Genomic DNA, 17,460 nt, shown 5'->3' on the forward strand with positions numbered 1-17,460 from the left:
CCGTTTCATGTGACGTGCCCCGCCTGAGGCCGTCGCATCATGAAGCACCCATGCCGCAGGGCACAGGCTGGGCTGGTGGTTTTCAACCGTGAGCATGGAGTACCCGCTCCGTTCGCGAGATACACCTGCGATCTGTCCCGCCGCTTCCGCGAAATCAGGGTCTATGCGTGCGCCGGCACCGGACCGGGCGTCGCGTAGTGCCGCAGCAGTGGACGTAGCCGATCGAACAGCGAGTCGGTGCGGTCGAACTGGGAGAAGTGGTCGCCCGGCAGGATGCGTACCTCGCTGTGGACCGTGGTGTGCTCACGCCAGGCGGCCAGGTCGAGTTCATCGACCAGCGGATCGGCTTCGCCGCCGAAGGCGTGGATCGGGCACGGGAGCGGAGGGCGGGCGTCGTTTCGAGCGTCCGCGCAGACCCGGAGATCGTCTCGGATCACCGGCAGCGCGGCCGTGAGCAGCGCCGGGACCTCGAGGATCGGTGCGGGCAGCCCGCCCAGGTCGGTCAGCAATCGGATCAGCGCCATGTCGTCGAGCGCCTCGACCGGGGGCAGTGGCCACGGCAGGTGCGGGGCCGCGCACCCGGAAATGATCAGTGCGGCAGGCAATGTCGCACCCCGGTCGTGTCGGCGGCAGGCGAGCCGGTGCGCGATGAGCCCACCCATGCTGTGCCCGAAGAAGACGTGCGGTGCGGCCAGGTGTTCGTCCAGCCGAGCGTCCAGGTCGGCGAGCAATGGCTCGATTTCGCTGAATCGCGGCTCCGCGCCGCGTCGTTCGCGGCCCGGCAGCAGTACCGGTCGCACCGTGATGTGCGGGCCCAGCGCGCGCTGCCAGCCACGGTAGGGCGAGGACCCGCCGCCCGCGTGGTGGAAACAGAACAGCCGCAAGGACTCCGGATCCGCTGCGGCGACGGGGTCGAGGTACCCGTTCACCCCGCCGCCCGCAGGGTCTCCAGCTCCTCGGCGAGAATCTTCACCGTGGAGGTGATCTGTTCCTCGGTGTGGCAGGCGGTGATGAAGAACCGCAGCCGGGCCTTGTCCTCCGGGACGGCGGGATACAGGATCGGGTTGGCGTTGACGCCCCTGCGCAGCAACGCATTCGACAAGGCCAGCGCCCGCATCGAGTCGCCGATGATGCACGGCACCACCGGGGTGTCCTGACTGTCGCCGGTGTCGATGCCCGCTTCCTGGGCGAGGGTCAGGAACAGCCGGGACAATTCGCGCAGTCGCCGCGGCAGCTCGGGTTCGGCCCGCAGCTGGCGGATCGCCGCCAGTGAGGCCGCGGCATTGGCCGGGGTGATGCCGACGCTGTAGATGAATCCGGGGGTCGTGTATTTCAGGAAACGCACCAGTTCGGCGCTGCCCGCGACATAGCCGCCGCAGCCCGCGAGCGCCTTCGACATGGTGCCGGACCACAGCTCCACGTCGGCGCGGTCGATATCGAAGTGCTCGCCGATGCCGCCGCCGGTCGCGCCGAGCACGCCGATGCTGTGCGCTTCGTCGATCATCAACAGCGCCTTGTGTTTCCGCTTCACCTCGATGATCGCGGGCAGGTCGGGGATGTCGCCGTCCTGGCTGTACACGCCCTCGATGACGATCAGGACCCGCCGGTAGCGGCCGCGGATGTCGGCGAGTACACGGTCGAGCGCGGCGTGGTCGTTGTGCGGGAACGGCCGCCGGGTGGCTCCGGAGAGCTTGCAGCCCTGCAGGATGCTGTCGTGCGCCAGGCTGTCGTGGACGATCAGGTCGCCGGGGCCGACGATGTGCCCGATCACGGTGACATTGGTGGCGTGTCCGCTGGTGAAGGTGATCGCGTCCTCGGTGCCGAGCAGGGCGGCGAGCTCGCGCTCGAGTTCGGCGTGGATCGTCTTCTCGCCGGAGAGCAGGCGGCTGGCGGAGACGGAGCTGCCGTATCGCGTCACCGCGTCGCACACAGCGGTGGTGACGGCGGGGTGGCCGGACATGCCGAGGTAGTTGTAGCTCGAGAAGTTCAGGACGTCCTGTCCCCCGATCACCGAGGTATCGCGGGTGACTCCGTCATTGATCAGAAAATACGGGTTGCTGACGCCGAGCTGCTCGGCCAGCCCGATCCGGTCGAAGATCGCCCGCACCTCCGGGAAATCCGCGATGCGATACTGCGGTTCGACGCCCGGGGCGGGCTCCGGCACGAGCGGTTCCGCGGGCTCCGCCGGCGACGGCGCGGCCACCAGCCCGATCACGTCCGCGATCGTCGTCGCCGGGGTGAACCACTCGGGTGTGATGGTGAATCCCGGTACGCGGCGGGCGATTCCACCGAACAGGTCGGCGATCATGATCGAGTCGAACCCCAGGTCGCCGCTGACGGTCTGATCGCCGGTGAGCCCGGCTACCGGAAATCCGCTCACCCGTGCGAACTCGGCGCGGACCACGGCCGCGGCATCGGGGCTCGCGCCGCTGTGGGCGGGCACGGTGAGGGCGCGGGGCTGGGCCGGGTGCGCCGGGCCTGCGACGGACCCTCCGGCGGCGGCCGACAGCAGGGCGTTCTGTTCCCGGAACAGCGCGATGAGTTGGTCCATGGTGGTGTCCTCGAGCGTGGGTGTCGGTGACGGGGCGGGCGTGGAGTCGATCCGGGTCCAGTAGCGGTGGGTCGTGTCGAAGTCGTAGCCGCCGACGCGCCGCCGGATCCGATCGCCGGGTTCGTACAGCGCGTCCCAATCCGGGTCGAGCCCATCGCGATACAGCGCCGCGATGGTCTCGGCCAGCTCGTCGCCCGAGGCTCGCGGTCCGGCGCACGGCGCGTGCACCGGGATCGCCGGACCGTCGGCCGATCGGCCGAGCAGGGTCGCGAGCGTGCGCTGCGGGCCCACCTCGATCAGGTGGGTCGGCTCGGTGGCCAGCGCGGCGGCCGCGGCGTCGGCGAAGCGCACGGTGGCCTCGAGCTGATCGGTCCAGTAGGCGGCGTCCATCGGCTCCCCGGCGTCGAGCAGACGGCCGCGCAGCGTCGAGTAGATCGGGATTTCGGGCGGCTGGTAGGCGCATTCCCGTGCGACCGTGGCGAACTCGTCCCGCATGCCCGCCATCAGCGGCGAGTGGAAGGCGTGCGAGACGGTGAGCCGCCAGACGCCGACGCCGCGGCCGGTCAGCACCGTGCCGAGGCGCTCGATCGCGTCGCCCGCACCCGAAACCACCACGTCCTGGGGACCATTGATCGCCGCCAGCGCCACATCGGGCTCGTGCGCGATCAATGCGGCGGCCGTCTCAGGCGTCGCGCGCACCGCCAGCATCGCGCCGTCGCCCGGCAAATTCTGCATGAGCCGCCCGCGGGCGGCGATGAGCCGGCACGCGTCGTCGAGGGAGAACACCCCGGCGATCGCGGCCGCGGCGAACTCGCCGACACTGTGCCCGAGCAGCCAGGCGGGTTCGGCCCCTAGCGCGAGCAGCGTCCGAGACAGCGCGTATTCGACCGCGAACAGCGCCGGCTGCGCGAACTCGGTGCGATGCACGCTGCCATCATCGTCGCCGAGCAGCAGATCGGCGATCGAGCGGTGCAGGTGAACCGCCATGCGCTCGTCCACCTCGGTGAGCGCGCGCCGGTACACCGCGGAAGCCCGGTACAGCGCGCGCGACATTCCGGGATACTGGGAGCCCTGCCCGGTGAACATCCAGCCGATCGACAACCGCTGGGCGGCACCGGAGTTCATGTCGAGGACGACCGGGTCCGCGGCGCATTCACGCAGCGCGGCCACCGCGCTCTCCCGGTCCCGCGCCACCAGCGCCAGCCGGTGGCGCCCCGACGACTTCACCTGATTCGTCGACCAGCACAGCTCACTCAGCCGACCGGACTCCCCCGCGATCCGATCGGCGAGCCGAACAGCGTTGCGCCGCAGTCCTTCCCGATCGTTCGACGACAGGGTGAGCACGCCGCCGCCATCGGCCGCAGACGCCGGTGTGACCGGCGGAGCGCTCGTCAGCAGCATGTGCGCGTTGGTGCCGCCCATGCCGAAGCTCGAGACGGCGCCGTGTATCCGCCCCTCCGGCAGGGCCATCGGCTCGTCGAGCAGGCGCAGCCCGTGCTCGGCCAGGCGCAGCCCCGGGTTCGCCTCGGCCGCGTACCGGGTGGGCGGGACGGTGCCGTGGTGCAGGCTCAACGCCGCCTTGATCACTCCCGCGATTCCGGCGGCCCCTTCGGTGTGGCCGAGGTTGCCCTTGATCGAGCCGATCGCGCACGGAGTCGCGGCCCGTGCCGCGTGCACCGCGCCGAGCGCCTTGATCTCGATCATGTCGCCGAGCACGGTCCCGGTGCCGTGCGCCTCGAGGAACGCGACCTGATCGGCGTCCACCCCGGCCCGCCGGTACGCCTCGGCGACGACCTGCTGCTGGGCCCACCGATTCGGCGCGGTGATCCCATTGCTGCGGCCGTCGTTGTTCACCGCGCTGCCGGTGATCAGCGCATAGATCGGCAGCCCCGCGGCCTGGGCGTCGGCGAGCCTGCGCAGCACCAGCACCGCGACGCCCTCGCCGCGGCCGATGCCGTCGGCCTTGCCGCTGAACGGTTTACAGCGCCCATCCGGCGCGGACAGGCCGGCCTGGGTGTAGAAGACGTTGAGCGCGGGGGTCACCGCGATATTGACGCCCCCGGCCAGCGCTTGATCGCATTCACCGGCGCGCAACGCGACGCAGGCCTGGTGGATCGCGACCAGCGACGACGAGCACGCGGTGTCGACCGCCATGCTCGGCCCCTTCAGATCCAGCTGGTAGCTGAGCCGGTTCGCGGTCATGAAATACCCGTTGCCCGAACCGATCTGCGGGGTGATGCGCTCGTAGTCGCGCATCCGCACGGTGGCCCATTCGTTGGCCATGACCCCGACGAACACCCCGGTGTTCGAGCCCGCCTGCCCGCGCGGGTCCAGGGTGGCGTCCTCGAACGCCCGCCACGCCGCCTGCAGCAGCAGCCGCTGTTGCGGGTCCATCGCCTCGGCCTCGCGCGGCGTGATGCCGAAGAAGTCGTCGTCGAATGCGTCCGCGTCGGTGAGGAATCCGCCGGTGCGGTTGTTGACCCGGCCCGGGCCGCCCGCGGGATCATGAAAATCGGCCGCACGCCAGCGGTTGCCGGGAACCTCGGTGATCGCGTCCCCGCCCGCCATCAGCAACGCCCAGAGCGCTTCGGGGTCCGGCGCCTGCGGGAAGCGGCAGTCGATTCCGACGATGGCGATCGCGTCGTTCATGCCTGCGGCCCGGGTAATTCGGCGACTCGGCCGGTGATGTAGCCGCCGAGTTCGAGGATGGTCGGGTAGTCGAACACGATCGTCGGGTCCACCGCGAGGTCCCATTCGACTTCGATCTCGCCGCACAGGCTCACCGCGGACACCGAGTCCATGCCCAGTTCGGCGAGCGGCAGGGTGGGGTCGATATCACGCGGGGATCGGCCGAGGTACCCGGCGACCCGGGCGGTGAGCCAGTCCACGACGACGGCGTCCTGGCGAGCGGGCGCAAAGGGTCTCATCGGTGGTGTCTCCTGAGGTTTCGATTGCGGTCGGGTCAGCGGGCGAGAACGTTGGTGCGCAGCAGTTGGACCGACGGTTCGATCTCCTCGTGCAGCACGCCGTCGACGGTGTTGTCCAGGAACGCGGATCGCATCGAATTGCGTTGCACCTTGCCGCTGGTGGTGCGGTGGACCGCGCGGTGCTCGACGAGCACCACGTTCGGCGCGGGCAGCTCGAACCCGCGCGCCACCGCCGCCTTGATGCGGGACGACAACTCGGCGATGGGCAGCTCGCCCAGCTGCGCGGTGCGCACGCCCTGGACGACCAGCAGACGCTCCTGGCTGTCGGTGTCGATCGACAGCACCACCCCGGGCGCGTCGGCCACCGCCGGATGGGTGTCGCGCACGGCCTCCTCGATATCGTGCGGATACAGGTTGCGGCCGTTCACGATGATCAGGTCCTTGAGCCGTCCGGTGATGAACAGCTCGCCGTCGCGAAGCGCGCCCAGGTCGCCGGTCCGCAGATAGGGCCCCAGACCCTCGGTGCGGGCTGCGAAGCGGTCCCGGGTCTCGTCGGGCCGATTCCAATAGCCTTGTGCCACACTGGGTCCGCCGAGCCAGATCTCGCCGATCTGCCCGTCGGGCAGGGTCTTCAGGGTGCCCGGGTCGACGATCCGGACGTCGATGCCGGTGACCGCCGCGCCGCACCCCACCAGGCGGGTGCCGTGCGGGGCGGGCACGAGCCGATTGTGTTCCAGCTCCGCGGAATCCACGTCGAGGTATACCGGCGGCATGCCGGGCCGCGCCGCGGTCGCCATCAGCGTCACCTCGGCCATGCCGTACGCCGGGAGGAACGCGGTCGGGGCGAGACCCGCCGGGGCCAGGTGCTCGATCACCGCGTCCATGGTGCGGGCCCGGATCGGTTCGGCGCCGTTGAGCGCCACCCGCAGCGACGAGAGATCCAGGCCCGCGCGCTGCGCGTCGGTCACCCGGCGCGCGAGCAGTTCGTAGGCGAAGTTCGGGGCCGCCATGAGGTTCCCGCGGTAGCGGTCGACGGCTTCGAGCAGCCGGACCGGATGCTTGAGGAACGTCACCGGCGACATGAAGACCAGGTTCGCGCCCGCGTACAGCGGTTGCAGCAGCATCCCGATCAGGCCCATGTCGTGGAAGTGCGGCAGCCACCCGACGACGACGTCGGTGTCGACGACGGCGGCTCGCTCGGTGATGGCCGCCTCGTTGTGCATGAGGTTGGCGTGCGACACCGCCACGCCCTTCGGCTCGCTCGTGGAACCCGAGGTGTACTGCAGGAAAGCGATCGTCTCGCCGGTGATGCCCGGCATCGCCCAGGCCTCCGGATCACCGAGGGACTCCGCGTCGGTGGCCACGACGGCGACCGATCCGTTCTGGGCGTGCAGCCACCCGGCCACGGGTTCGCGCAGCGCGGTGGCGGTGAGGACGAGTCCGGCGCCGGCATCCGCGAGCATGCCCGCCACCCGCCGCATGCTGCGCGCGTCGGTGGGGACCGGCGCGGGCACCGCGATCACCCCCGCGTACAGGCAGCCGAGGAAGGCGCGCAGGAACTCCGGACCCGGCGGATACAGCAGCAGGACCGGTCGGTCGGCCTCGGCGCGCGATGTCAGCCAGTCGGCCAGGGCCCTGGCTTCGCGGTCCAGCTCGCGGTAGGTCGAGACGTCCTCGACCAGCTCGCGACCGGCCTCGCGCAAGTAGGTGCAGGTCCTGGCATCGCCGAGAGCCTCGGCTCGGCCGCGGAGGTGGGCGACGAAGGTGGAATGCATCCGGTGGACTCCTGGCTGGCGGATTCTGTCGTCGGGGGGACATTTCGGACCGTGCCCTGCCAGCAATGATGTGCGTGCAAATCTCCGGCAAATAGCCACCCAGGGAATGGGACGAACCCACCCTCTGGGGTTCGCGCCGAGTCCGAGGGTGCGCGTCACCAGCGGGCAGAGCGGTGGCCACGCCTCAGGGGATCTCCCCGGGCATGGCGAGGCCGATATCGACAGACACTAGGACACAACACAATTCAGGAGAAACAGAGATTTCGGGGCAATTCACAACCTGCACGTGTCAAAGCCCCGCGCCGATCCCGGGCGGCTCGGCAGAGAATCCGAATCCGGCGCCGGCGGGTACTGCCGCCACACCGGGCTCACCGCCCTATCACTACCCCATGAACGGGTTGTGGCGCACGGTCAGCTGCTTGTACAACATCCGCTGAATGGTCTCGCGAACCTGATCGGCGACCTCGAACATGGTCATCGGATCGTCAGCCGCCTGCGGGCCATAGTCGGCGGTGGGGATGGGGCGGCCGAAATCGATGTACCACTTCGACGGCAGCGGTACGCACCCGAGCAGACCCAGCTGCGGGAACAGCGGCGTCACCGGGAAGTACGGGAGCCCGAGCAGCCGGGCCAGCGGCGCGAGGTCGGCCAATTTCGGATAGATCTCCTCCGACCCGACGATCGAGCAGGGAATCAGTGGCACACCGGTTTTCAGGGCCAGCGAGGCGAAGCCGCCGCGCCCGAAACGCTGGAGCTTGTATCGCGCGCTGTACGGCTTTCCGACGCCCTTGAAGCCCTCGGGGAACACCCCCGCCAGCTCGCCGGTGCGCAACAGCTGCTCGGCGCCCTCGGGGCAGGCCGGCGTGTGCCCCGCCCGGCGCGCCAGCCCGCTCACGATCGGCAGCTCGAAGACGAGGTCGGCGGCCAGCAGGCGCAGCGCCCGATGCTCGGGGTGACGATCGTGCACGGCCAGTTGCAGCATCAGCGCGTCCAGCGGCAGCACCCCGGCATGGTTGGCCACGATCAGCGCGCCCTCGGCGTCCGGGAGATTCTCGATGCCGGAGACCTGGACCCGGAACCACCGCTGCGACAGCGGCCGCAGCACCGGCAGAATCAGCGACTTCAGGAGATGCTCGTCGAGGCCGAACTCGTCGCGATGGAAGTCGCCGGTGAGGCGGCGACGCGCGAAATCGGCAGCGCCACGGACACCCGCGACGAGATTGCCCGGCGCCAGATCACCGAGTATCACGCGAGGACCGCGACGACGGCGAGCTTCCGAATCCGCATGTTGTGAACCACCGTTCGATTAGTTACGGGAACTGCAAACGTGGGGTGTGGAGCACGGGAAAGCGTGATCGGGACGATCCTATGGGAACTCGGCGGAATTGCTTCGTAGTCACCATCGGAACCAGTGTCTGTGCGCCTCCGCCTCGTCGGCACGGGGGAAGCCGAACGCGAAGATAAACACCACCAGGAGCGCCGCGGCGACCCACCATAAGGCATTCAGTGCGAAACCGGCCGCAAAGACAATCCCTGCGAGCAGGAGCACCACTAGCGGAATAATCATTCTTTCGCACCTCCTACCGGCCGCGTACCCGGATTTGCCCCCTGCTAACAACCGGGCCGCAGCGCGCGGCCCGCGTGGCCGAACCGATCCGGGATCGCCCCACGTGCACGGGTTTCCGGTGGACGAGGGTCTCGCCCCAGCGTCGCGGTAGTACACGTGGGGCGCGACCCTCGTATCGGCTCAACCGTCGGGGTTGTGTGTTGCGCCGACATCTCAGCGCATACCAATGGGTCCGTCTTCTCAACCGGTCGGTGCCGATCGCGGCGAATAGGTGACCGGGTCGTTACCGGATCCCCCACCCTCCCCGGGAGTACTATTTGTTCAGGGTTTATGAAAAAGCCTGGTCACTCGCGGCCAAGCAGGGTGCTGACCGCGAACGGCGTTCTTCCAATGCGCCCCGAAACCCAGGTGATGGTAATGAACCGTCCAACGAACCCTGTTCTCATGACCACCTCGGCCACGATCGCGGACCATACGAACGTCTGCACCATCGGTGGCGAGATCGACGCCCTGACCGCCCCCGCCTTTCAGAAGGCACTGCTCGACAGTGTCGGCATCGGCGGATCGACCGTCATCGACATGACCGCGGTGACTTTCTTCGGCATAGCCGGGATCGGCGCCTTGATCGCGGCCCGCGATTTCGCCGATCGCCGGCATTGCGCGCTCTGTCTCGACGGCTCGTACTGCGTCACACGAGTGCTGGAAGTAGTCGGTTTGGCATCGGAATTCGATGTCCGCCGGTCGTCCGTCCTGCTGGGCATTCCGCCCGGCGAATGACCACCGGGGCCACGGTCTCCTTTCGCCGTCTGCGATGATCGAATCCGAAGATCTCGATCCGTGCCCAGGCAGCCGAAGAGTCACACCGAACAGCATGGACCAGCGCCGGACCGTTCAGACCCTGCTCGCCCTCTGACCGGCCTGCCGCGGAAAGGTCGCCATGTCGAGCCCTCGTGCGACAGCTCTCGCTTTCGACCGCGTGATCGCCCGGGCGGATCAATCGATGTGGATAGTCACGACTATCGCGGACGGCCATCGCGCAGGCTGTCTGGTCGGTTTCGGGACGCAGGTCGGTATCGAGCCGCGGCGGTTTCTCGCCTGCTTGTCCAAGGCCAATCACACCTACGGCGTGGCGTCTCGCGCGCGCCACCTCGCCGTTCATCTCCTCCCGGCGGGCGCGGGCGCCCTCGCCCAGCTCTTCGGCACCGAAACCGGTTCGGAAGTCGACAAATTCGAGCACTGTGAATGGCATGAGGGCCCGCATTCCCTGCCAATCCTGGAGACGGCCGCCGGGTGCTTCGCCGGCGAGATCCTGCGGCACGACGACTTCGGCGATCATGTCGGCTTCCTGATAGCTCCGACCTGGGCCGAGGCGGGCGGCGCCGAGCCACCGTCCATGCGCTACGACGAGGTCGAGGACCTCGTGCCGGGACACCCGGCCTAGTCGGCGGCACGTCGGTGCTTGCGATGACTGGTGTCGCACAGTGGATAGATCTCCGACCGCCGGCACAGGCACAGCGCCACCACACAACGGTCGCAGCGAATGGTGCGGCCGTCGGCGGTCACCAGTTCCACGGGGCCCTCGACGAGTGCGGGGCCATCGGCGGTGAAAGTGATTGTCCGCCGGTCATTGTCGGGGTCGGTCGGCACGGATGACCACCAGCTCCTCGTCTCGTTGCCCCGGCCGGATCCGCGCGGTGCGGGTGAGCCAGGCGGCTCGGCTGCGCAGGACCGGGCCGAACGGGATCGTCGTCCGGGCGACCGCGGCCGCCTTCAAACCCGCGTCGCGCAGCAGGGCCAGGGTGCCGTCGACGCCGGACAGCGCGGATTGCACCATCAGCAAAGTGCCGGTGTCGGAGAGCAACTCGGGCGCGAGTCGGCACAGCGAGTCGATGACCGACCGCCCGTCCGCCCCCGCGTCCCACGAGCGTGCCGCACCACGGGGTGGATCGCGATGTGGGCACGGAACATACGGTGGGTTGCACACCACTACATCGAAAGTCCTGCCCGGCAGCACTGTCCGGAAATCGCCGTGAAGCAGTTCGACATCGACGCCCAGGAGGCGGCAGTTGAACCAGGCCGAGGCGAGAGCGGTGCGTGAGATGTCCACCGCGGTAACCGACCTGGCGCATCGGGCGGCAGCGATGGCCAGGGCGCCGGTTCCGGTGCACACGTCGACGACCCGGCGGTGCGGTGGAATGTGCGCATCGGCGTACGCGCGAACCAACAGCCGGGTGTCGGCTTGGGGGCGATAGACGCCGGGCGCGCGAATCAACATCATGAACCAGGGATAGCCCTGAATTCACTGTTCATTCGCGAGCGGGCGATCGAACTCGCCTCCGGCTCCGGCCGGCCCCTCCGAGAGCAGCGAGGTGCGGCCGTCACGCCAGCGGGCGAGCACATGCTCGGCGAAGCGATCCTCCAGCAGGCCGGTGGCGTGAATGCCGAAGGCGATCGACGCGCGGAGTTCGGGTTCGGTCGCCCGCAGATCGCCGATCACCTCCCGCCGCATCAGCTGTTCGTGCACGGCGTCGGCCTCCACGTGTTCGCGGTAGAACCGGATGCAGGCTGGATCGGCGTGCAGCCGCTCCAAGGCGCCGACCAGGCGTCGCGACGCGGGCGAGGACGTGATCTCGACGGCGGCGAAGTGGCCGACACCCGCACCGCGCAGACCACGGTGCAGTCCGAACAACGACATCATGTTCACGATGGCGAGCATGTGGGCCGGAACAGCATCGAGATAGAACAGGTACGCGGAATTCATGCCCGCCCCGGCCAGCAGATCCGCGTAGAGCAGCTGATGGATCCGATCCGCCCGCCCGCCCCCGAACTCGTCGAATTCGACGGCGACCAGCGCGGCTTTGGCCCGGCCCCGCAGGCGCGGAATCAGCCACGCGTACGGGTCGGCCTCTTGGTGGTGCAGGATCGACCGGTGCGCGAAATACTCTCGCACCTGCCAGGGCTCACCGCGCTCCTCGAGGAACGCCGCGACACCGGTGTCTTCGTCGGGGACGGCCAGCAGAGCATCGAGCTCGCTGTCGAGATCGAGATCTGCCCCGACGTCGCTCCGCAACATGGTCAGGAACCGGTTCTCCAATTCGGAACGCAGACACAGCAACCGGGGATCCCACTCCCAGTCCTCGTCGATACCGTCGAAACCCGCGTAGTGCAGCGCGTAGCAGGTATGCAGCGCCACGTGCAGATCGCGGCTGTCCGCGGTCGCCCGGTCCGGCGCCGTCGGCACCGCCGATCCCGCCCTGCCGCCCAAGGCCGCGAGCACGCCCGCGGACAGTTCGCCGCACGGCTGCGGCAACGCCCTCCGCACGATGAACACCTCCTGCTGACGACAGCTCAGGAAATCACGGTCCGGCTAGCCTTGTGTTCGCCAGTCGCGCACCGCGTCTCGGACGCGGTCGAACACGGCCAGCGGCGGTCCGGCGATCAGGTTCGCCGCGCCCGAGGATCCCGTGTGCGGATGCGGCCGGGTGGGGGCCACCGCCTCGGCGGCACGCACGGATCCGGCCATGTGCTGGAGCTGGGTCGCCGAATACTGGCGTCGCAACAAGACGAATTCCTCCGCCTCCTCGTGCGCCGCGTGATCGGCGACCGCGTCGGCGAAATCGGCGAGCTCGGCCTGGAAATTCGGATGATGGACGCCGAGATCGTAGAGCTGCGCGAGCGCGCGTTTGGCGTGACTCTCTTCTTCCAGCCGGGCGTCGACCACTTCCTCGGCGCCGAACCTGGCGCGCTTGGCGATAGGATGCACCACTTCTTCCTCGGCGCTTTCGTGAATCGCGAGCAGACGGACCAATTCGGTGAACAGTTCCTCCTGATTCTCCCGCTCGGACTTCAGTTGTTCGAGCAAGGTGGCGATCTGCTCGTGTTGTGCGGTCAAGAGGTCGACCACATCCTGTTCGGCCATGACGGTGCCCTTCTTTCGTTCGATTTCGATCTCACGGGTAGGCGATACCCCGGCCGCTGCGGGCTATTACTGCGATAACCAGTTTTCCCACGGGATCGAGCACCGATGAACGACGAAACAGCGCACCATGATCAGGTCGCACAACCGCACTCCGACAGCGAACCGGCCCCCATCCAGGCCGCGGAGGAACGTGCGGCGGAACTCTCCAGCGATCGGCATCCGCTCGGCAGGCCCGGGCGCAGATTCGACCGGAACTCGCCGTTCATGGTGGGGCTGACCGGTGCCGCCGGGGTGCTGGTCACGGTCGGCGCGGTGCGGATCGTGCTTGCGGCGCACGAGGCCTTGCTGCTGGTGGCGGCCGGGTTGTTTCTCGCCATCGGAATGGAGCCCGCGGTTTCCTGGCTGGTTCGACACCATGTCCGGCGCGGTTTCGCCGTCGCCCTGGTGTTCCTGATCGTCGCGGGCGGTCTGGCCGGGTTCCTGTGGGCCGCCATCTCGCCATTGATCGATCAGGGACAGGGTCTGGTCCATCACGCACCCGACGCGCTGCGCGGCCTCGAGGACCGCTATCCCCTGGTCCGGGAGGCCGCCGAGCGATTCCACCTCGACCAACGACTCAGGGAGACCACCGACGCCGATTTCGGCAAGGTCTCCCACGGCCTGGTCGGCGCGGGGAAGGTGATCTTCGGCGGCATCACCGCCACCGTGCTGGTCGCGGTGCTCACCGCGTACTTCTCGGCGAACTTCCCGGCCTTGCGCGCCAATCTCTATCGGCTGGTCCCACGCGATCGGCGGCCGCGCGCGATCCTGCTCGGGGATGCGATATTCGCCAAGGTCGGCGGTTACGTGCTGGGAAATCTGTTGATCTCCTTGATCACCGGTGTGGTCACCTTCATCTGGCTGGCAGCGTTCGGTGTCCCGTTCCCGCTGGTGCTGGCCGTACTCGCGGCGGTGCTGGACCTCATCCCGTTGATCGGCTCCACGCTGGCGGGCATCGCCATCACGCTTGTCGCACTGACGGTTTCGCTGCCGGTCTGCGTGGCGACCGTAGTCTTCTTCATCGCGATGCGCATGATCGAGGACTATCTGCTGGTGCCGCGCATCATCGGGCGCACGGTGCAGGTTCCCGCGGTGGTGACGGTGGTCGCGGTGCTCGTCGGCGGTTCGGTCCTCGGCGTGCTGGGCGCGCTGCTCGCCATTCCCGTCGCCGCCAGTCTGCTCCTGCTGGTCCGGGAGCTGCTCTACCCGAGGCTGGACCATCCTGCGAAGCCCGGTCCGGCTGCCACGCGATCGCCGGGGTGATTCCCGTGCACAGTGGCGAATCGACCACCGTCAGGATGTGCGTACACAGAATTCCGCGGCGATCGCGTCGACGAAGTCGGGGAGATCGTCGGGTCTGCGGGAGGTGATCAGCGTCCAGCCTTCGGCGTCGCTGCGGACGACCGGCTGGTCGACCCAGGTAGCCCCGGCGTTGACCAGATCGGTACGTAGTGAGTGGTAGGAGGTCAGGGTCTTACCCGCGACCACCGCGGCCTCCACGAGCAGCCAGGGGCCATGACAGATGGCCGCGATCGGGCGGTCCGCCGCGATCAGCGATCGAACGAGCTCCCTTGCCGTGGCGTTGGTTCGGAGCTTGTCGGCATTGACGGTGCCGCCGGGGATCACCACGCCGTCGAACGAGCCGGGATCCACCTCGCTCAGCGCCAGGTCGGGCCGCACGGGCTCGGAAGGGATGAGGTCGTGCCGAAATGTCTGCACGTCGATATCCTCCGCGGCCGCATGGGTCACGAACGCGCCGCGAGCGCGCAGTTGATCTCGGGGAACAACCAGTTCGTCCCGCTCGACCCCGGTATTGGAAGTGACGATCAGGACGCGAACACCATCGAGTTCCGCTGACACCGATCTCTCCTCTCCCTTGGTATCGCGATTCGCGCGCAAATCTCGCCGTCGAGACACCGTCGCCGTTGACGACGCTGCTGGTACGGACCGCGACGGCCGTCCGGAAGTAATGCCTGCCAGACCATCTGGTCTGGACATCGTTCGCAATACCCGCGTGCAGCCGTCTCAACCTGTCCGGCGGGCCCGACATTTCCGAATTCCCCGATCGATCGCATGGGGCCGTCGGTGATTCCGGGCCGGCAGTGGGTAGCCGACCGGTATCCCATCGGCACCGAACGGAAGGACACCGCCGTGACCCGGTTCGGATACACCCTGATGACCGAGCAGAGCGGCCCGCGCGAGCTCGTCCGCTACGCGGTCGCGGCCGAACAGGCCGGATTCGACTTCCTGGTCAGCTCCGATCATTACTCGCCCTGGCTCGAGTCCCAGGGGCACGCACCCCACGCCTGGACCATGCTCGGCGCGGTCGCACAGGCCACCGAACGCATTCCGCTGATGACCTTTGTGTGCTGCCCGACCATGCGCTACCACCCGGCGGTCGTCGCGCAGCAAGCGGCGACCCTGCAGATCCTCGCCGAGGGCCGGTTCACCCTCGGACTCGGCAGCGGCGAAAGCCTCAACGAGCACGTGATCGGTGCGGGCTGGCCCGGTCTCGACGAACGCCAGGACCGCCTCGCCGAGGCCATCGGCCTCATCCGGGACCTGCTCACCGGGGACACGATCAGCCGCCGTGGGCGGTGGTATCGGGTCGACGCCGCCAAGATCTGGGATCTGCCCGCCCAACCCGTGCCCATCGCCGTCGCGGTCTCCGGGCCCCGGTCGGTCCGGCGCTTCGCGCCGCTGGCCGACGAGATGATCGCCACCGACCCGGACCCCGAGCCCGTCGACGCCTGGCAGCGCATTCGCATCGCCGAACACGACGACGAACCCTCGCGAGTCACCGGACAGGTTCCCGTCAGCTGGGACACCGACCGGGACAAGGCGATTCACCGTGCACACGACGAGTTCCGTTGGTCCACCGGGGGCTGGCACGTCAACGCCAACCTGCCCACCCCGGCGGGATTCGCGGCCGCGACACAATGCGTCCGCCCCGACGACATCGCCGAGCAGATCGCCTGCGGCCCCGACCTCGACGCCATGACCGAATCCGTGCACCCCTACCGGGCGGCGGGCTTCACCGATGTCGCGCTGGTCCAGATCGGTGACGAACAACAGGATCGATTCCTGGCCGAGGCCGCACCGCCGCTGCTGGACAAGCTCCGCGGTACCTGAGGTGGCCCGGAACCCGCACCGCCCGACCGCAGAGGAGGCGTCGTGAATCATTCCGCCGCACCGATACTCGATGCCCTGGCCGACTATCAGCGCCAGGGCCGCTACGGCTTCACCCCGCCCGGCCACCGGCAGTCGCGCGGAGCCGATCCGCGCGTGAACGAGATCCTCGGCCCGGCCCTGCGCGCGGACATCCTCGCCGGATCGGGCATGGACGATCGCTTGTCCCGCGGCCACCATCTCACCGACGCCGAGGAATTGATGGCCGACGCGGTGGGCGCCGACTACGCCTTCTTCTCCACCTGCGGCAGTTCGCTGTCGGTGAAGGCGGCCATGCTGGCCGTCGCGGGCGGGGACGGCGGGCTCATCCTGGGCCGCGACAGCCACAAATCGATCGTCGCCGGACTGATCTTCGCCGGTGTGCGGCCCTACTGGGTGCCACCCAGATGGGATGCGGCTCGACACTTCTCGCACGCGCCGTCCCCGGAACAGGTGCACCGGGCCTGGGAGCGATATCCGGAAGCAGCGGGTGCGCTGATCGTCAGTCCCACCCCGTACGGCACCTGCGCCGACATCGCCGCGATCGCCGAGGTCTGCCACAGCCACGGCAAACCCCTCATCATCGACGAGGCATGGGGTGCCCATCTGCCGTTCCACGAGGACCTGCCGACCTGGGCCATGGACGCGGGCGCGGACATCTGCCTGGTCAGTGTGCACAAGATGGGCGCGGGATTCGAGCAAGGGTCGGTGTTCCATCTCCAGGGCGATCTCGTCGACCGGAATCGGTTGCGCGAGTGCGCGGATCTGCTCATGACGACCAGTCCGAACGTGTTGCTGTACGCCGCCATGGACGGCTGGCGGCGGCAGATGGTCGAGCACGGCCACGACCTGCTCGGCGCGGCACTGAAGACCGCCGGGTACGCGCGCCGCGAACTCGACGCCATCCCGGGCATTTCGGTGATGGAGGACGAACTGCTCGGCGTCGAAGCCTCCCACGACCTGGATCGGCTCCAGGTCCTGATGGACGTCTCCGCGACCGGCGCATCAGGGTACGAGATCGCCGACTGGATGCGCGAACACCGGCGCATCGATCTCGGCCTGTGCGATCACCGCCGAATCCTCGCGACCCTGTCCATGGCCGACAGCCCCGACACCGTCGACGCCCTGATCTCCGGTCTCATCGCCTGGCGCACCCAACTGCGCGACCCGGCGCCCCCTGAGGTCCACCTGCCCAGTCCTCGTGACCTGCAACTGGATTCGATCATGCTGCCGCGCGACGCCTTCTTCGCGCCCTGCGAATCGGTTCCGATCGACCGCGCTCCCGGACGGATCGCCGCCGAACAGGTCACGCCCTATCCGCCCGGCATCCCCGTCATCGTGCCCGGCGAACTGATCGACGTCGCCGTGATCGACTACCTCCGCTCGGGCATCGCCGCCGGAATGAATGTGCCCGACCCCGCCGACCCGTCACTGGACACCCTGCGTGTCGTCGCCCGGGACGCCCTCCGGTAGACGCGCACGCAGAACGCCGGCACCGGGCGACTACTCCGGTC

At 68.6% G+C, this 17,460-nt stretch carries 16 protein-coding genes; 5 read left to right on the plus strand and 11 right to left on the minus strand.

What is annotated here, in order from left to right:
* Positions 1-161 precede the first annotated feature (161 nt).
* The 6 genes from ABZ412_RS07790 to ABZ412_RS07815 form a co-directional block, all read right to left on the minus strand.
* A complete protein-coding gene (locus ABZ412_RS07790) occupies positions 162-929 on the minus strand; it encodes an alpha/beta fold hydrolase (protein ID WP_357277664.1) in 768 nt (255 codons plus the stop codon).
* Positions 926-5,200, minus strand: coding sequence for an aminotransferase class I/II-fold pyridoxal phosphate-dependent enzyme (locus ABZ412_RS07795; protein WP_357277666.1), 4,275 nt, complete (start codon positions 5,198-5,200; stop codon positions 926-928). The genes ABZ412_RS07790 and ABZ412_RS07795 overlap by 4 nt, the downstream gene beginning before the upstream one ends.
* Positions 5,197-5,478, minus strand: coding sequence for an acyl carrier protein (locus tag ABZ412_RS07800; RefSeq protein ID WP_357277669.1), 282 nt, complete (start codon positions 5,476-5,478; stop codon positions 5,197-5,199). Before ABZ412_RS07800 ends, ABZ412_RS07795 begins: the two co-directional genes overlap by 4 nt.
* Positions 5,479-5,513: 35 nt before the next feature.
* Positions 5,514-7,253, minus strand: coding sequence for a fatty acyl-AMP ligase (locus ABZ412_RS07805; RefSeq protein WP_357277671.1), 1,740 nt, complete (start codon positions 7,251-7,253; stop codon positions 5,514-5,516).
* 382 nt (positions 7,254-7,635) lie between these two features.
* Complete coding sequence (locus tag ABZ412_RS07810) at positions 7,636-8,502, minus strand: lysophospholipid acyltransferase family protein (protein ID WP_357277673.1); 867 nt, start codon at positions 8,500-8,502, stop codon at positions 7,636-7,638.
* Between the two features lie 147 nt (positions 8,503-8,649).
* Positions 8,650-8,820: a hypothetical protein gene (locus ABZ412_RS07815; protein WP_357277676.1), complete on the minus strand. Its 171-nt coding sequence runs from the start codon at positions 8,818-8,820 to the stop codon at positions 8,650-8,652.
* Positions 8,821-9,183: 363 nt separating this feature from the next.
* On the opposite strand from ABZ412_RS07815, the gene ABZ412_RS07820 reads away from it, so the two are divergent.
* Positions 9,184-9,597 (plus strand): STAS domain-containing protein, encoded by a 414-nt coding sequence (locus tag ABZ412_RS07820; RefSeq protein ID WP_357277678.1) that lies wholly within the window; start codon positions 9,184-9,186, stop codon positions 9,595-9,597.
* 199 nt (positions 9,598-9,796) lie between these two features.
* Positions 9,797-10,261, plus strand: coding sequence for a flavin reductase family protein (locus ABZ412_RS07825; protein WP_357277680.1), 465 nt, complete (start codon positions 9,797-9,799; stop codon positions 10,259-10,261).
* Here the strand turns inward: ABZ412_RS07825 and ABZ412_RS07830 are convergent.
* The 4 genes from ABZ412_RS07830 to ABZ412_RS07845 are packed head-to-tail and all read right to left on the minus strand — an operon-like array spanning position 10,258 to position 12,739.
* Entirely contained in the window at positions 10,258-10,467 is a 210-nt protein-coding gene (locus ABZ412_RS07830) for a CDGSH iron-sulfur domain-containing protein (protein ID WP_357277682.1), read from the minus strand. The genes ABZ412_RS07825 and ABZ412_RS07830 overlap by 4 nt on opposite strands.
* The gene (locus ABZ412_RS07835) at positions 10,445-11,098 is read right to left on the minus strand and encodes a HemK2/MTQ2 family protein methyltransferase (RefSeq protein WP_357277685.1); all 654 of its coding nucleotides are present in this window, start codon (positions 11,096-11,098) and stop codon (positions 10,445-10,447) included. The genes ABZ412_RS07830 and ABZ412_RS07835 overlap by 23 nt, the downstream gene beginning before the upstream one ends.
* Before the next feature lie 21 nt (positions 11,099-11,119).
* Complete coding sequence (locus ABZ412_RS07840) at positions 11,120-12,142, minus strand: iron-containing redox enzyme family protein (RefSeq protein ID WP_357277687.1); 1,023 nt, start codon at positions 12,140-12,142, stop codon at positions 11,120-11,122.
* 45 nt (positions 12,143-12,187) lie between these two features.
* Positions 12,188-12,739 carry a hemerythrin domain-containing protein gene (locus ABZ412_RS07845; protein ID WP_357277690.1) on the minus strand — a complete coding sequence of 184 codons (552 nt, stop codon included), beginning with the start codon at positions 12,737-12,739 and terminating at the stop codon, positions 12,188-12,190.
* A gap of 105 nt (positions 12,740-12,844) precedes the next feature.
* Between ABZ412_RS07845 and ABZ412_RS07850 the strand changes: the two genes are divergently transcribed.
* Positions 12,845-14,041 carry an AI-2E family transporter gene (locus tag ABZ412_RS07850; protein ID WP_357277693.1) on the plus strand — a complete coding sequence of 399 codons (1,197 nt, stop codon included), beginning with the start codon at positions 12,845-12,847 and terminating at the stop codon, positions 14,039-14,041.
* A gap of 30 nt (positions 14,042-14,071) precedes the next feature.
* Here the strand turns inward: ABZ412_RS07850 and ABZ412_RS07855 are convergent, their stop codons facing one another.
* Positions 14,072-14,638: a type 1 glutamine amidotransferase domain-containing protein gene (locus ABZ412_RS07855; protein WP_357277695.1), complete on the minus strand. Its 567-nt coding sequence runs from the start codon at positions 14,636-14,638 to the stop codon at positions 14,072-14,074.
* 291 nt (positions 14,639-14,929) lie between these two features.
* Here ABZ412_RS07855 and ABZ412_RS07860 point away from each other — a divergent pair, with 291 nt between their 5' ends.
* Both ABZ412_RS07860 and ABZ412_RS07865 read left to right on the plus strand, forming a co-directional pair.
* Positions 14,930-15,910 carry a TIGR03557 family F420-dependent LLM class oxidoreductase gene (locus tag ABZ412_RS07860; RefSeq protein ID WP_357277698.1) on the plus strand — a complete coding sequence of 327 codons (981 nt, stop codon included), beginning with the start codon at positions 14,930-14,932 and terminating at the stop codon, positions 15,908-15,910.
* Between the two features lie 42 nt (positions 15,911-15,952).
* Positions 15,953-17,419 carry an ornithine decarboxylase gene (locus tag ABZ412_RS07865; protein WP_357277700.1) on the plus strand — a complete coding sequence of 489 codons (1,467 nt, stop codon included), beginning with the start codon at positions 15,953-15,955 and terminating at the stop codon, positions 17,417-17,419.
* Positions 17,420-17,460: the final 41 nt, after the last annotated feature.

Origin of the sequence: Nocardia sp. NPDC005746 (assembly GCF_040630785.1) — a bacterium.
In the GTDB taxonomy this organism is placed as follows: Bacteria; Actinomycetota; Actinomycetes; order Mycobacteriales; family Mycobacteriaceae; genus Nocardia.